The sequence below is a fragment of the Staphylococcus sp. HMSC13A10 genome, from assembly GCF_001808005.1.
GTDB classification, from domain to species: domain Bacteria; phylum Bacillota; class Bacilli; order Staphylococcales; family Staphylococcaceae; genus Staphylococcus; species Staphylococcus pasteuri.
Genome location: NZ_KV791844.1, coordinates 1 through 16,349, shown reverse-complemented (window position 1 = coordinate 16,349; position 16,349 = coordinate 1). Strand labels below are relative to the sequence as shown.

The following is a 16,349-nucleotide window of genomic DNA, read 5'->3' as shown; positions in this document are numbered from 1 at the left end:
ATTATCCACGTTTAAATCTAACACCTTGAGGAGTATCTTCTAATATAATATTTTTCTCTTTTAAATGGTCTCTAATTTCATCAGCACGTGCGAAATCTTTATTTTTTCTAGCTTCATTACGCTCTTCAATTAATTTTTCAATGTCTTCATCTAATAAATCATCTTGTTGTTTTCCTTTTAATGGTACGCCTAATACATCACTAAATATTTGATAAACTTCTTTAAATCTATGAATAACTTGAGTTGAAGTAACATTTTCTAATACATATCGATTGGCTAATTTCGCTAAATCATACCAAGCTGTTACAGCATTAGCTGTATTAAAGTCATCATCCATCACTGATTCAAAATTTGCTAAGATATCATTAATTTGGTCGATATATTCTTCTTGATTTTCAATATCAGTAGCTATTGCTTCTCTTTCTTCAATTAATTGATAACTATTTCTAATACGTTCTAGACCACTTTTAGCTGCACTTACAAGTTCTAAATTATAGTTAATTGGACTACGATAATGCACACTAATCATGAAGAAACGTAAGACATCCGGATCAATTTCTTTTATAATATCGTGCACTAAAATAAAGTTACCTAAAGATTTACTCATTTTTTCATTGTCGATATTTATAAAGCCATTATGCATCCAATAATTAGCAAATGGTGCATGGTTATGTGCTTCTGATTGTGCAATTTCATTTTCATGGTGAGGGAATTGTAAATCTGAACCTCCTGCATGAATATCGATTGTTGGTCCAAGCTCGTGAAATGCCATTACTGAACATTCAATATGCCATCCAGGACGACCTTCGCCAAAAGGACTTTCCCAACTAATCTCGCCAGGTTTCGCCTTTTTCCATAAAGTAAAGTCTAGTGCATCTTCTTTTTGGTCTCCTGTTTCGATACGAGCACCTACTTTTAAGTCATCAATCGATTGATGACTTAACTTACCATAATCTTTAAATTGACGTGTTCTGAAATAAATATCTCCGTTACTTTCATAAGCATAGCCTTCATCCACTAATTTCTTGATGAAATCTATAATTTCATCCATGTGATTCATTACTCTTGGATTTGATGTAGCTTTTTTAACGTTAAGCGCACCAACATCTTCATAAAATGCTTTTATATATTTATCTGCAATTTCTGGAACACTTTCGTTAAGTTCTTTTGAACGATTAATTAGTTTGTCATCCACATCAGTAAAGTTTGATACATATATTACTTCATAGCCTTTATATTCAAAATATCTACGTACGACATCATAGTTGATTGCAGGTCTTGCATTACCAATATGAATATAGTTGTATACTGTAGGCCCACAAACATACATTTTTACCTTACCTGGTTCTATAGGTTCAAAAGTCTCTTTTTGACGCGTTAACGTATTATATAATGTAATCATCTTGAATCTCCCCGTTTCTAGTTTTTTCAAGTTGTCTTTCTAAGTGTTTAATTTGTTCATATAATGGATCTGGTAAATTTCGATGATCAAATGTTTTACCAATGCGTTTACCATCTTGTTTAACAATATGACCCGGTATTCCTACTACTGTTGAGTAGCTTGGTACTGATTGTAATACCACTGAATTAGCACCTATATTTACATTAGAGCTAATTTGAATATTACCTAACACTTTTGAGCCGGCTGCAATTAACACGTTGTCACCAATATCTGGGTGTCTCTTTCCTTTTTCTTTACCAGTACCACCTAAAGTAACACCTTGATATATTGTCACGTTATCACCAATAGTACATGTTTCCCCTATAACCACTCCCATGCCATGGTCAATAAATAATCGTTTTCCTATTTTAGCGCCTGGATGTATTTCTATACCTGTAAAAAACCTTGAGATTTGAGATATTGCTCTTGCAGCTACATAGCGTTGTTTATTATATAATTTATGTGCAATTAAATGACTCCATACCGCATGTAGACCTGCATAAGTTGTAACGACTTCAATAGTTGATCGTGCTGCTGGATCCTGTTCAAATACCATTTTTATATCGTCTCTCATTCTTTTTAACAAAACATTCTCCCCCTTAGCCTTATTAGACTATCAACTAAAATTATTTAATAAAAAAGCACCTCTAACAATAATTGCTAGAGGCGCAAAAGCACGGTTCCACTCTTCATTTAGTAAATCACAATTCAATTAACTCAACATTTGATTTACTCTCATTTAATCCATATTTGAATTTATTTTATAGATCAAAGGTGCATTCATTAAATTCCATGATGTGCTCGCAGCAACCGCACACTCTCTGAATCATGTACTACTTAATTACTAATCCTTTGATTAACTCACTTATTACTTTTAATATTATGTGGTAAATTGTAATTTTTCAAGTGTGAATTTTAATTCAACTTTAATTTCACTTTTTAAATATACTGTTTCAAACGAGATAATACTTTATCTTTACCAAGTACTTCAATTGTATTTGGTAATTCAGGACCATGCATTTGACCAGTTACAGCTACACGAATTGGCATAAATAATTGTTTACCTTTTATACCAGTTTCTTTTTGAACTTCTTTAATTGTTTTTTTAATTTCTGTAGCTTCAAATGGTTCAAGTGCTTCTAATTTACCATATAAATGAGTCATTAATTCAGGAACTTGTTCTCCATTAATCACTTCTTGTTCTTCTTCTCCAAATTCTGGCATTTCTTTAAAGAACATTTCTGAAAGTGGTACGATTTCTCCTGCATAACTCATTTCTTTTTGATATAAAGCGACAAGCTTACGTCCCCAATCTAAATCTTCTTCAGATGGATTTTCTGGGATTAAGTTAGCTTTGATTAAATGTGGTAAAGCTAATTCAAATACTGTTTCAGTATCTTTTTGTTTCATATATTGGTTGTTTACCCAAGCTAATTTTTGTTTATCAAAGAATGCTGGTGATTTAGATAAACGTTTTTCATCAAAGATTTTAATGAATTCTTCTTTAGAATAAATTTCTTCTTCGCCTTCAGGTGACCATCCTAATAAAGTAATGAAGTTAAATAAAGCTTCTGGTAAATAACCTAAATCACGATATTGCTCGATAAATTGTAAAATTTGGCCATCACGTTTACTTAATTTTTTACGCTCTTCATTAACAATAAGTGACATATGAGCAAATCTTGGTGCTTCCCATCCAAATGCTTCATAAATCATTAATTGTTTAGGTGTGTTTGAAACATGATCGTCACCACGAATAACATCAGTGATTTCCATAAAGTGATCATCAATTGCTACTGCAAAGTTATATGTTGGTACACCGTCTTTTTTAACGATTACCCAGTCACCCATATTATTTGAATCAAATGAAATTTCACCTTTAACCATATCGTTAAATGCGTACGTTTTGTCTTTAGGTACACGGAATCTAATTGATGGTTGGCGTCCTTCCGCTTCAAATTGTTGGCGTTGTTCTTCAGTTAAGTGAGCATGTTGGCCACCATATCTTGGCATTTCACCACGCGCAATTTGAGCTTCGCGTTCTTCTTCTAATTCTTCTTCAGTCATATAACATTTATAAGCTTTATCTTCATCTAATAATTGTTTGATAAGTGGATTATAGATGTCTGCACGTTCAGATTGACGATAAGGTCCATAACCTTTATCTTTATCTACTGATTCATCCCAGTCTAATCCTAACCATTTTAAATTATCGAATTGTGAAGATTCTCCATCTTCTAAGTTACGTTTTTTATCAGTATCTTCAATTCGTACTACAAAATCGCCATCATAATGTTTAGCAAATAAATAGTTAAATAAAGCAGTACGTGCATTACCAATATGCAAGTAACCTGTTGGACTTGGTGCGTATCTTACTCTTACGCGTTCACTCATTTTATCCACTCCTGTAGTTTAAATTATTAATGTTTTATTGGTGTATACCAATTTTATTCAACTTTTTATTGAATAAGTAACGAATGATTATGTTTATACAGTAAACAATAGTCTGATAATGATTGACTTTGTCATTTACCTTCTAATTTATTAATCATTAATCTCACAAATTGTGTCAAAAATTATTGTAGCACTTCTCAGCTACTTTGATAAGTTACTCGCATTTATTTTTCAAGTAATATATTTCCAGATTATATGAAAATGCCTGCTTAAATTAAATTCATTTAATCAGTTGGTGTTTCATTTAAATTTTTAGCGAATACAATACGTCCGGAAGAAGTTTGTAGTAAACTTATAACTTCTAAATCCACGTGTTGTCCAATCAATTTTTTAGCATTATCGACAACAACCATTGTTCCATCATCTAGATAGCCGACACCCTGACCCGGCTCTTTACCCATTTTAGTTAATAAAATATTCAAATGATCTCCTTGGTGTACATTAGGTTTAATTGCCTCTGAAAGATCATTAACATTCAATGCACTAATTCCATGTACGTGACATACTTTATTAAGATTAAAGTCCGTCGTAATAATATGCGCATGATGTTGTTTTGCTAATTTAATTAATAACATATCAATATCACTATGTGATTTGGTTGGGTTAATGACACGTGTTGGATATTCTAAATCATAAATCTGATTGAGCTTATCCAAACCACGTTGTCCTTTTTCTCGCTTTACACTATCATTAGCATCCGCTATAATTTGCAATTCGTTAATTACACCTTGTGGAATAAGTACTTCTCCATCCATGAACCCACATTTCATAATATCGATAACTCTGCCGTCAATAATAGCACTTGTATCAATTATTTTTGGAACTGCTTTAAAAGAATGTTGAGACATTGAGCGTGAAATATTTTCCGGTAAGAACATCAACATCTCGTCTCTCTTTTTCAAACCAAATTGGAAGCCAAAATAACATAAAATCATCGTAATAATAATTGGTATAAAATGATTTAAAATGGAATTACCAATCAATTCCAAGATAAATGAAATCATAACGGATATTAAAAGTCCGATAATTAAACCAATAGTTGCAAACAAAATCTCTACTGCGCTTCTCTTCATTACTATATGTTCTAATTCTTTAAAAGCGTATGTAATATGTTTAATAAAGAAACCAAAAACAATAAAAAATACAACAATGCCAATTAATCCGTCTATATAATAGTTAGTGAGTATAGGATAATTACTTAAGCCTAAATCTTTTATAACTTCTGGTATTATAATGATGCCTAATGTTGCACCTACTACCATATAAATAACGATTACAATTAATCTTAATGGATTCATTTTTTACCTCCTTTCATTTAAATGATTTATGAATTAAATGCATACTTTAATGCGTCATGAACTGATGATACACCGACAACTTTTATATCCTCAGGGAATGTCCAACCACCAATATTAGTTTGTGGAATAATCACCCTTTTAAATCCTAATTTTGCAGCTTCTTGAACACGCTGTTCAATTCTTGCTACTCGTCTTACTTCACCAGTCAAACCAACTTCGCCAATAAAACAATCTAAGCCGTCTACTGCTTTATCTTTAAAACTAGATGCAGTAGCAACTATAATACTAAGATCAACTGCTGGTTCAGTTAATTTCACTCCTCCAGCTACTTTAATATATGCATCTTGTTGCTGTAGTAGATAATTTTCTTTTTTCTCTAACACTGCCATTAATAAGCTCAAGCGATTGTGATCAATGCCTGTAGCCATTCGACGTGGGTTGTTGAATGTTGTAGGTGTTACTAAAGCCTGAACTTCAATAAGTAAAGGTCTTGTTCCTTCCATAGTCGATACTATTGTTGACCCTGGAACATTAGTAGAACGTTCTTCTAAAAACATTTCGGAAGGATTCATAACTCCTTTTAACCCGCTTTGTTTCATTTCAAAAATACCCATCTCATTAGTTGAACCAAAACGGTTTTTAACGGCTCTTAATATTCTATAGGCATGGTGTTCATCACCTTCGAAATAAAGCACTGTATCAACCATGTGTTCGAGTAATCTAGGTCCAGCTATTTGCCCCTCTTTAGTAACATGACCAACAATAAATGTCGCGATATTCATTTGTTTAGCGATATTCATTAAGCTTTGTGTACTCTCTCTTACTTGAGAGACAGAACCAGGTGCGGAACTAATTTCTGGGTGATAAATTGTTTGTATTGAGTCAACGACTAATAAATCTGGATTAATATCTTTAACTGTCTGATAGATTACTTCTAGATCTGTTTCAGCCAACACTTGTAACTTGCTTGAGTCTTCTTCTAAGCGATCTGCACGAAGTTTTGTTTGATTAATTGATTCCTCACCTGTAATGTATAAAACATTTTTAGATTGAGAGAGAGAAGCACAAATTTGTAAAAGTAATGTTGACTTCCCAATACCTGGGTCACCGCCTATTAAGACAAGCGATCCATTTACAATGCCTCCACCAAGTACACGGTTAAACTCTTTTGATTCTGTAAGCACTCGTGGTGTAGATTCATGTTTAATACTGTCCAGTGTTTGTACTTTTCCTGCAGTTTCTTTGGATTTAACACCATGTTTTGGATTGGCGGCTTTTTCAACTATTTCTTCCATTTGGTTCCATGCACCACAGTTAGGGCATTTCCCCATCCATTTTGGAGATTGATAGCCACATGCCATACATTCAAATATTATTTTTTTCTTGGCCAAATTCGCACCCCCGTTTTATTTAAGAACAAATCTATTTTAAACTGACAAATTCATAATGACAAATTAAATGTTAATACTTTAATTAATTATTTAAAATTATTCAAAATAACTATGATTATGTCAATTTTTGTATTGTATTAATTGTTCAATACTTGTTTGTTACCAATACATACTAATTTTTTCAAAAGTCTTTGATATCATCGTCTATTATTATGGCACATCTTGATAGAGTATTCATTTATTTTTTATAATGATTCTAATTTAACATTACTAAATAAAGAGGCAGGGACATTTTAGTCCCTACCTCTTTATTAATAATCAATCTATAAGTTGATTACGCTTCTGTAGAAGCTTTATCTTCTTTTTTATCTTGAATATCATATTTAAATTCTTCACCATCATGATCAACAGTTACATTCTTACCTTCTAATTGATTACCGTCTAATATTAATTCACTTAGGTTATCTTCAACTGTCTTCTGAATTGCGCGGATAAGTGGTCTTGCACCATATTCTGGGTCATATCCTTCTTCAGCAATTTTTTCTTTAGCTTTTTCAGTTACTTCAATATTTATATTTTGTTCTGATAAGCGTAGTGTTAATTTATTAACCATCATAGTTACGATTTCTTTAAGTTCATCTTTAGATAATTTATGGAAAACAATAATGTCATCCACACGGTTTAAGAATTCTGGGCGGAATGCATTTTTAAGTTCTTTCATCATTGTTTTACGTATTGATTCATAATCTTGACCATCATTGGCACCACCAAAACCTGCGAAACGTTGATCTTGTAATTCTTGAGCGCCAACATTTGAAGTCATAATAATCACTGTATTACGGAAGTCAACTTGACGTCCTTTAGTATCAGTTAAATGACCATCATCTAATACTTGTAGCAAGATATTAAATACGTCTGGATGTGCTTTTTCAATTTCATCGAATAGTATAACTGAATAAGGTTTACGTCTAACTTTTTCAGTTAATTGGCCACCGTCATCATGGCCTACATAGCCAGGAGGGGCACCAACTAAACGACTGACAGCGTGTTTTTCCATAAATTCACTCATATCAACACGAATCATTGCATCATCTTCGCCAAACATAGATTCAGCTAAAGCACGAGCTAGTTCTGTTTTACCTACGCCTGTAGGACCTAAGAATATAAAGCTACCAATTGGACGTTTAGGATCTTTTAATCCTGCTCTTGCACGTCTTACCGCTTTACTAATAGAAGTCACAGCATCTTTTTGACCAATAACTCGATGATGTAATGTGTCTTCTAAGTTAAGTAAGCGATCTGATTCAGTTTCATTAATTCTTGTTAATGGAATACCTGTCCAACCCGCAATAACTTCTGCAATATCTTCTTCAGATAATGATGTACTTACGCCATCTTGTGCGTTTTTCCATTCATTTTTAGCTTCTTCAAACTGTTTTTCTAATTTAGTTTGTTTATCTCTAAGATTTGCCGCGTTTTCAAATTCTTGAGCGTGAACGGCTGCGTCTTTTTCATTTTTAACTTTTTCAATTTGTTGTTCAATTTCTTTTAAGTTATTAGGTGTTGTATGACTTTTTAGTCTTACTTTTGAGCTTGCTTCGTCAATTAAATCAATTGCTTTATCAGGTAAAAATCTATCTGATACATAACGATGACTTAATTTAGTTGCCGCTTCTAAAGCTTCATCTGAAATGTTAATACGATGATGGGCTTCATAACGGTCACGAAGTCCTTTTAAAATTGCAACAGTATCTTCAACTGAAGGTTCATCAACTTGTATAGGTTGGAAACGACGTTCTAATGCTGCGTCTTTTTCAATATTTTTGCGATATTCGTCTAAAGTAGTCGCACCAATGCATTGTAATTCTCCACGAGCTAAAGCAGGTTTTAGAATATTAGAAGCATCTATGGCACCTTCAGCTCCACCAGCACCGACTAATGTGTGCAATTCATCAATAAATAGAATAACATTGCCTGCTTGATGAATTTCTTCCATTACTTTTTTCAAACGTTCTTCGAATTCGCCACGATATTTAGTTCCAGCTACAACTGTTCCCATATCTAAAGACATGACACGTTTGTTTTTCAATGTTTCTGGTACTTCATTATTTACAATTGCTTGCGCTAATCCTTCAGCAATCGCTGTTTTACCTACACCAGGTTCACCAATTAATACTGGGTTGTTTTTAGTACGACGACTAAGTACTTCTATAACACGTGTGATTTCTTTATCACGTCCTACTACAGGATCTAATGTTCCATCTTTAGCAATGACTGTTAAATCACGTGCTAAACCATCTAAAGTTGGTGTGTTATTAGATTTATTTGCTTGAGCATTTTTATTACTCATTTCTGGACTACCTAAAGCTTTAACGACTTGAGCACGTGCTTTTGTAATATTTAAATCGAGATTTGCAAATACACGTGCAGCTACGCCTTCGTTTTCTCTAATTAAACCAAGTAGTATATGTTCTGTTCCTACGAAATTATGATGTAATTTTCGTGCTTCATCCATTGATAATTCAATAACTTTTTTAGCTCTAGGCGTATAGTGAAGTGTCGCCATTGGTTCTTGACCGTGTCCAATAAGTTTTTCTACTTCTTCTACTACTCTGTCCTCTGTAATATTAAAACTTTCTAATACTTTTGCTGCAATGCCTTCAGGTTCTTTCATTAAACCTAGTAAAAGATGTTCTGTTCCAATATTTGAATGATTCAATCGAATTGCTTCTTCTTGTGCATGTGCTAACACACGCTGCGCACGTTCTGTTAATCTACCAAATAGCATATAATGTGTTACCTCCTATTTTATATGTTCTCTCAAAATATTAGCTCTTTTTTCATTGACTGGTGTTTCATCTTCTTCATCAAATAAAAATGGAGTTTGAATGCCTACCATTAATTCATTAAATTTAAAATTATCAAGTTTAATATAATTTAAATCTATACCTAATTTAACTTCACTCAACCGGTATGATGCTTCTTCCATAGAAATAAGTCTGCTATTTTGAAGTATTCCTAGCGAACGATAAACTCTATCTAACGTTTCTAATTGCTTATGCTCATCTAATCTTTCCCGAATTTGAAGCTCTTCATTTATAATCTGATTAATAACTTCTGTTAAGTTTTCAATAATTTCTTCTTCTGTTTTCCCCAATGTTAATTGGTTTGAAACCTGATAAATATGACCATATACTTGTGATCCTTCACCATAAATACCTCGAATTGTAAATCCAAATCTATTTATAGTTTGAGAAATGCCTGTCATTCTTTTCATAATTGAAAGACCTGGTAAGTGCAACATCACGCTTGCTCTCATCCCAGTACCTATATTAGTAGGACAAGTAGTTAAATAACCTAAATGTTCATCATAACTAATATCAAGTTTTTGATCTATTGTATCATCAAGTGCTGAGGCTTCTTTGTACAATCTTTCCAATGATAAATCAGTACCTAATGCTTGAATTCTTATATGGTCTTCTTCATTTATCATTACACTGATAGATTCATCATCATTTAACATGACAGCTGCTGCCGGTTGTTTAATTAATTCTGGACTTACTAAATGTTTAGCTACTAACTTCATTTTATTTTGTTGGTCCATCACATCTAGTCTTTTTAAAGTCATATTAGGTAAAGCATCTTGTACTTCATTAATAACTCTGAATCCATCTTGTTCTGTTGGGAACATAAGGGGGTGAACGTGATTTTCTAGATTTCTAGCTAAACGAATTCTTGATGAAATCACAACCGGTGCTTCCTTTGCTGTTTTCATCCATTTACTTACATTTGGCTCTAAGTCACTCATCATGTTGCACCTCGCCCTCTTCACGTAGCGCTTTAATTTCATCACGTATAATGGCTGCTTGTTCAAAATCTTGTTCATCTATTAACTTTTGTAAATATTGATTTTTTTCTTCGATTTTCTTTTTAAGTGCAAGTTTATGATAAGAAGACTGAGGTACTTTTCCAACATGTTCAAATTGACCACCTTGCACACGTCTAACAATGTCTAAAATGTCATCTTTAAAAGTTGCATAACAATCTGAACAACCGAATTTACCTACATGTGCAATATCTTTTAATGTCATCTGACAAGTTGGACATCGCTTTTCTTCTTTAAATGCCATTTCGTGAAAATTAATACCATGCTTAGTAGCTAAATGTTGTAATATTTGTTTTACAACAAATGCTTCTTCGATATCATCTTGATGATATGATGATTGTTCTTGATGTGTCCATGGATTATCACCTTGTGCACAAGTACTACATACCCATTTTTCTTGCACACCATCTTTACTTTTAACAGTTAATTTAACTTCAGCCTCATTTAAATGGCAATTTTCGCAAAGCAAAAAGCAACACCTCAATTCTCCTAATAATAATTGATAACTGGTAAAATTCTTTTGAGAATATTAGCTCTAATAATATCACGAGATACAATATCCATTTTCAGAGTTTCTCGATCAATTGCTGCAATAATCATTTTAGCTTCTCTTTCATTAACTAGTCCTTTATCTAACAACCCATCTATTAAATAGAGTGCTTGTTGTTGAGATATGGATGGACCTATTAACTGAAGTAAATGATTAATATAACCTGTCTCATCTTTGTTTTCAATTTTTGTGATTCGGATGTAACCACCGCCACCACGTTTACTTTCTATTTCGTAACCATGCTCATTTGTGAATCGTGTTTTAATAACATAGTTTAATTGAGAAGGGACACAATCGAAACGTTGAGCTATGTTTGCTCTTTGAATTTCAACCACGTCTTCATTGGTTTCTTCAAATAAATGTTTAATGTATTGTTCTATGATGTCGGACATATTATGCATGATTATCACCTCTTTTTTGACCTTCTTTGACTATATTATATGACCAACTTTGACCATTTTCAATTATTTTGACTTTAAATTTTTAAAATTTATGATGTTAGCGTTTCTATTTTATTGTATGATAGACAATAGAATAAATTAAAGGAATGAAAAAACACATGCATATTCTCATTGGGATTATTGGAATCATTTTCTTCTTAGCACTCGCGTACTTATTTAGTTCAGATAGAAAGAATATTCGATGGCAATATGTTGGATTATTGCTAGTTATTCAATTAATTTTTGCGTTTATTTTACTTAAAACTAATATTGGTATTTCAGTCATTGGTGCTATATCTAATGGATTTGGTTATTTATTGTCAAAAGCAGCTGAAGGAGTTAATTTTGTTTTTGGTGGTTTTAAATATGTTGACCCTAAAAACCCACCATTTTTCTTTAACGTTTTATTACCAATTGTATTTATTTCAGCATTAATTGGTATCTTGCAGTATACAAGAATTTTACCTCTTATTATTAATGTCTTAGGTTTTCTTATTTCAAAAATTAATGGTATGGGCAGATTAGAATCATACAATGCTGTAGCAGCAGCAATTTTAGGTCAATCAGAAGTTTTTATCTCATTAAAACAACAATTACCTTACATACCTAAACAACGTTTATATACATTAACGGCATCAGCAATGTCTACAGTATCAGCTTCAATTATTGGTGCTTACTTTACATTGATTGAACCAAAATACGTTGTAACAGCTGTTGTATTAAATTTATTTGGTGGCTTCATTATTGCATCTATCATTAATCCATATAAAGTTAATGAAGAAGATGATAAATTATTAGTTGCTGAAAGTGAAACAAAAAATCAATCTTTCTTTGAAATGCTTGGAGAGTATATCTTAGACGGATTTAAAGTTGCAGTAATAGTTGGTGCAATGTTAATTGGATATATCGCAATTATCGCATTACTAAATGGTTTAGTGAGCGGCGGCTTTAGTTTAGCAAGTGGTGGCGCAATCAAATGGGATTTCCAAACTTTAATTGGATTTGTATTTGCTCCGTTTGCATTTTTAGCAGGTGTTCCATGGAACGATGCAGTTCAATCAGGTTCTGTGATGGCTACTAAACTATTATCAAATGAATTTGTGGCAATGCAAGCACTTGGTAAATTAAATGGGATTTCTGAACATGCTAAAGGTGTTACTTCAGTATTCTTAGTATCATTTGCAAACTTTAGTTCTATTGGAATTATTTCAGGTGCTATTAAATCTCTTAATGATAAAAAAGGTGATGTTGTTGCAAGATTCGGATTAAAATTATTATTCGGTGCAACATTAGTATCATTTATTTCAGCAGCAATTGCTGGATTCTTCATCTAATAATAAATAAAAGGCAATGCATACATTGGAGTTTGTAACCAATCCAATCATGCATTGCCTTATTTTTATTTTTGAATCATATGATTAATAAAATAATCAGTTACTCGGTAATCATCTGTTAATTCTGGATGGAAAGAAACTCCTAAATATTTATCTTGCTTTACAGCGACAATTTTGTCGCCTACTTCGCTTAAGATTTCAACATTATCTCCAACTTTTGCTATATGAGGTGCTCTAATAAATACGCCTTCAATATCAGTAGCTATACCTTTTATTTCTAATTCGGATTCAAAACTATCTACCTGTCTTCCAAATGAATTACGTTCAACAGTAATATCCAACTTATTTAAATATCCAGTTTCTCCTTCAACATCACTGGCTAATACTATTAGCCCTGCACATGTACCAAACATAGGTAATTCTGATTGTTGTAACTTTTCTTTAAAACCATATAAATCCATTAATCTTCTCAATGTTGTTGACTCGCCACCAGGTAATATTAAGCCATCAATATCATCTAACTGTTCTACTTTTTTGATTGCAATACCTTCATGACCACTTAACTCTATATGTCGAATATGTTCTCGAACTGCTCCTTGCAGTGCTAATACACCTATTTTCATATACTACCAACCACGCTCTTGCATACGTTCTTCTAAAGAAATTTGATTAATATCTAAACCTTTCATAGCTGTACCTAATTCTGCTGCTAGTTTACCGATAAGTTCATAGTCTTGATAATGAGTAGTAGCTTGAACGATAGCTTTAGCAAATTTTTCCGGATCTTCAGATTTAAAAATACCTGATCCAACAAATACTCCATCTGCGCCTAATTCCATCATTAAGGCAGCATCTTGAGGAGTAGCAACACCACCAGCTGCAAAGTTTACGACTGGTAATCTACCATGATCTTTAATTTGTTTTAATACTTCGTATGGTGCACCAATATCTTTGGCAAAAGTCATGATTTCGTCATCATTCATTACAGTCAAACGACTTACTTCAGCATTCACTCTTCTCATATGTCTAACTGCTTCTACTATATTACCTGTACCAGGCTCTCCTTTAGTACGTAACATAGCTGCTCCTTCGCCAATACGACGAGCTGCTTCGCCCAGATTACGACAACCACAAACGAAAGGTACAGTGAATTGATCTTTACGTAAATGGTATTCTTCATCTGCTGGAGTTAATACTTCTGATTCATCTATATAGTCCACTCCCATTGCTTCTAAAACGCGCGCCTCTGTAATATGACCAATTCGTGCTTTAGCCATTACTGGGATTGATACTGCATTCATTACTTCTTCAACAATTTTAGGATTAGCACTACGAGCAACGCCACCCGCCGCTCTAATATCAGAAGGTACTCTTTCTAAAGCCATTACTGCTACAGCACCAGCTTCTTCAGCAATTTTCGCTTGTTCAGCATTAACTACGTCCATAATGACGCCGCCTTTTTGCATTTCAGCCATACCACGTTTAACTCTTTCAGATCCAACTATTTTAGACATACAATCTACCCCTTTACTTCTTGATTAAATTTATTGTAAAGGATAAACTGATATTTAAAAAGGTTCAATTTATACATAATAAAGGCGGTCAGTTTAATGAGACATTCTAATTCATTATATTTAGATTTATATGAAAAACTGAAAAAACAAATAATAGAAGGACAATATCAATCCAACGATAGATTTCCCTCTAAACGACAATTAAGCGAACATTTATCTTTAAGTAACACAACGATTGAGCATGCCTATCAATTACTACTAGATGAAGGATTTATATACTCTAAACCGAGATCTGGATACTATGTATCTGATATTGAATCATTACCGGTTCTTCCTAACCCCTATGTAACAATTTCAAATGAACAAATTGATGGAATTGATTTAAATGTAGAACATAATGATTATGATTATTCTTTTAATTTATCAGAAATTGATGCAGAACATTTCCCATCTCATTTATTCCGGAAATACGCTAAAGAAGTATTTGAAGATCATAACTTAGATTTTTTACAAAGAGGTAATAAACAAGGGGAATTCGAATTAAGACAACAAATTGCACATTACTTATTCACTAGTAGAGGTGTTACTGCGCACCCTCAACAAATTGTTATTGGTTCTTCTACTGAACAATTATTAAATATGCTAACTGATATACTTGAATCTTCATCATTTATTATTGAAAAGCCAAGTTATCCACCTATTAAACAAGTTCTAGATAAAAAGAAATTTAAATATTTACAAGTACCAGTCGAAAAAAGCGGCATACAAACTAAACCCATTTTTTCTTCGAATTATAACGTACTTTATATTACTCCATCACATCAATTTCCAACAGGACACGTTATGAATTTGAAAAAAAGAACACAGCTTATCAATTGGGCTCAACATCAAACTAACAGATATATTATTGAAGATGATTATGATTCAGAGTTTAGATATTTTGGAAAGCCAATACCCGCATTACAAAGTCTAGATTCACAAGATAAAATTATTTACATCAGTACATTCTCTAAATCAATTTACCCAAGCTGTAGAATAGCGTATATAGTATTACCTCCTAAAATATTAGATTTATACCACCAATATGATTATAGTGAAGCAAACACTGCTCCAGTACATATACAAAGAATTATCGCTCAATTCATGAGCAGTGGAAGTTTTGAACGTCATTTAAATAAAATGAGGAAAATTTATAAAGAAAAATTAACGTATATTTTAAATGCACTTTCCCCATATGAAGAACAACTAAAAGTTGATGGTGCTTTAACTGGTATGCATTTTACATTAACAGTTTTAAATGGATTAAGTATGGAAGAATGCATAGATCGTGCTAAACATCACTCATTAAAATTAACACCATATCAATTCGATGATGATGTAAAAATAAAACCAAAGTTTATTATAGGTTTTGGAGGAATTCCAAAAGAACAATTAAATTCACATACAGAAGCCCTTATTAATTCGTTAATTATAAAGTAACACTTCTTTTTATTTAAAAAGTTAGTGTTACTTATGCAATTGACTTTAGTCTATTGTATTTATAATTAACTTTACAAAAACATTCCTTAATATATTAGTTGCATATTCTAAAAATGATTTCATCATCCAAAAATATTGTATTAAAAAACTGGACAGATAAAATTTGAATTTTCATCCGTTCAGTTTTTTTTAAATAGATAAATTAAGACATAAAAAAAGACCTTACGGTCTCAATGCGGCTCATCGCATCCTATTATTTGCCTAGCATATATAGTTGTACTTAATAGCTAAAGCTATTAAGTAAGTAAAACAATGCGATTATAAATCGCTGTTTTGCTTTAGAACGTTAGTCTGCTACCATCGGCGCTAAGGAGCTTTCTCAACTCGAGATAAACGCTCGCATTCTTCTTCTTTTTCGTCTCTCTCTTACTCACTTAGCTCGACTAAGCTCGTAGCGTTCTTTCCTCAAATCATCGACTTCAAACGTTTTCTCCTTGTTGATGATTTAAAGCACTACACTTTTTAGGCATAAAAAAAGAGACCTTACGGTCTCAATGCGGCT

Annotated in this window: 13 protein-coding genes; 2 read left to right on the top strand and 11 right to left on the bottom strand. The window is 32.5% G+C overall.

Annotated elements, in window-relative coordinates:
- Nucleotide 1: 1 nt before the first annotated feature.
- The 9 genes from cysS to HMPREF3125_RS03345 all read right to left on the bottom strand — a co-directional run bounded on the left by cysS (nt 2) and on the right by HMPREF3125_RS03345 (nt 11,421).
- Nucleotides 2–1,402, bottom strand: a complete 1,401-nt coding sequence (gene cysS, locus HMPREF3125_RS03385) for a cysteine--tRNA ligase (protein ID WP_070451968.1) — start codon at nt 1,400–1,402, stop codon at nt 2–4.
- Nucleotides 1,386–2,015, bottom strand: a complete 630-nt coding sequence (cysE, locus tag HMPREF3125_RS03380; protein ID WP_176745279.1) for a serine O-acetyltransferase — start codon at nt 2,013–2,015, stop codon at nt 1,386–1,388. The genes cysS and cysE overlap by 17 nt, the downstream gene beginning before the upstream one ends.
- Before the next feature lie 365 nt (nt 2,016–2,380).
- Nucleotides 2,381–3,835: a glutamate--tRNA ligase gene (gene gltX, locus HMPREF3125_RS03375; protein WP_017638460.1), complete on the bottom strand. Its 1,455-nt coding sequence runs from the start codon at nt 3,833–3,835 to the stop codon at nt 2,381–2,383.
- Between the two features lie 284 nt (nt 3,836–4,119).
- Entirely contained in the window at nt 4,120–5,193 is a 1,074-nt protein-coding gene (locus HMPREF3125_RS03370) for a PIN/TRAM domain-containing protein (protein WP_070451965.1), read from the bottom strand.
- A gap of 26 nt (nt 5,194–5,219) precedes the next feature.
- Nucleotides 5,220–6,584, bottom strand: a complete 1,365-nt coding sequence (gene radA / locus HMPREF3125_RS03365) for a DNA repair protein RadA (protein ID WP_029056343.1) — start codon at nt 6,582–6,584, stop codon at nt 5,220–5,222.
- A 334-nt stretch (nt 6,585–6,918) separates the two neighbouring features.
- Nucleotides 6,919–9,372 carry an ATP-dependent Clp protease ATP-binding subunit gene (locus tag HMPREF3125_RS03360; RefSeq protein ID WP_070451962.1) on the bottom strand — a complete coding sequence of 818 codons (2,454 nt, stop codon included), beginning with the start codon at nt 9,370–9,372 and terminating at the stop codon, nt 6,919–6,921.
- A gap of 15 nt (nt 9,373–9,387) precedes the next feature.
- On the bottom strand, nt 9,388–10,392 hold the full coding sequence (locus HMPREF3125_RS03355; RefSeq protein ID WP_037555779.1) for a protein arginine kinase: 1,005 nt from the start codon (nt 10,390–10,392) through the stop codon (nt 9,388–9,390).
- Nucleotides 10,385–10,939 (bottom strand): UvrB/UvrC motif-containing protein, encoded by a 555-nt coding sequence (locus tag HMPREF3125_RS03350; RefSeq protein ID WP_029056340.1) that lies wholly within the window; start codon nt 10,937–10,939, stop codon nt 10,385–10,387. The genes HMPREF3125_RS03355 and HMPREF3125_RS03350 overlap by 8 nt, the downstream gene beginning before the upstream one ends.
- Before the next feature lie 20 nt (nt 10,940–10,959).
- Nucleotides 10,960–11,421, bottom strand: coding sequence for a CtsR family transcriptional regulator (locus HMPREF3125_RS03345; RefSeq protein WP_002451197.1), 462 nt, complete (start codon nt 11,419–11,421; stop codon nt 10,960–10,962).
- A gap of 158 nt (nt 11,422–11,579) precedes the next feature.
- On the opposite strand from HMPREF3125_RS03345, the gene HMPREF3125_RS03340 reads away from it, so the two are divergent.
- Nucleotides 11,580–12,794 carry a NupC/NupG family nucleoside CNT transporter gene (locus HMPREF3125_RS03340; RefSeq protein WP_046466371.1) on the top strand — a complete coding sequence of 405 codons (1,215 nt, stop codon included), beginning with the start codon at nt 11,580–11,582 and terminating at the stop codon, nt 12,792–12,794.
- A gap of 65 nt (nt 12,795–12,859) precedes the next feature.
- Here the strand turns inward: HMPREF3125_RS03340 and pdxT are convergent, their stop codons facing one another.
- Both pdxT and pdxS read right to left on the bottom strand, forming a co-directional pair.
- Nucleotides 12,860–13,417 carry a pyridoxal 5'-phosphate synthase glutaminase subunit PdxT gene (gene pdxT, locus HMPREF3125_RS03335; RefSeq protein ID WP_017638467.1) on the bottom strand — a complete coding sequence of 186 codons (558 nt, stop codon included), beginning with the start codon at nt 13,415–13,417 and terminating at the stop codon, nt 12,860–12,862.
- A 3-nt stretch (nt 13,418–13,420) separates the two neighbouring features.
- On the bottom strand, nt 13,421–14,308 hold the full coding sequence (gene pdxS / locus HMPREF3125_RS03330; RefSeq protein ID WP_017638468.1) for a pyridoxal 5'-phosphate synthase lyase subunit PdxS: 888 nt from the start codon (nt 14,306–14,308) through the stop codon (nt 13,421–13,423).
- 96 nt (nt 14,309–14,404) lie between these two features.
- Between pdxS and HMPREF3125_RS03325 the strand changes: the two genes are divergently transcribed.
- Nucleotides 14,405–15,787, top strand: a complete 1,383-nt coding sequence (locus HMPREF3125_RS03325; RefSeq protein ID WP_017638469.1) for a MocR-like pyridoxine biosynthesis transcription factor PdxR — start codon at nt 14,405–14,407, stop codon at nt 15,785–15,787.
- The last annotated feature ends 562 nt before the right edge of the window (nt 15,788–16,349 follow it).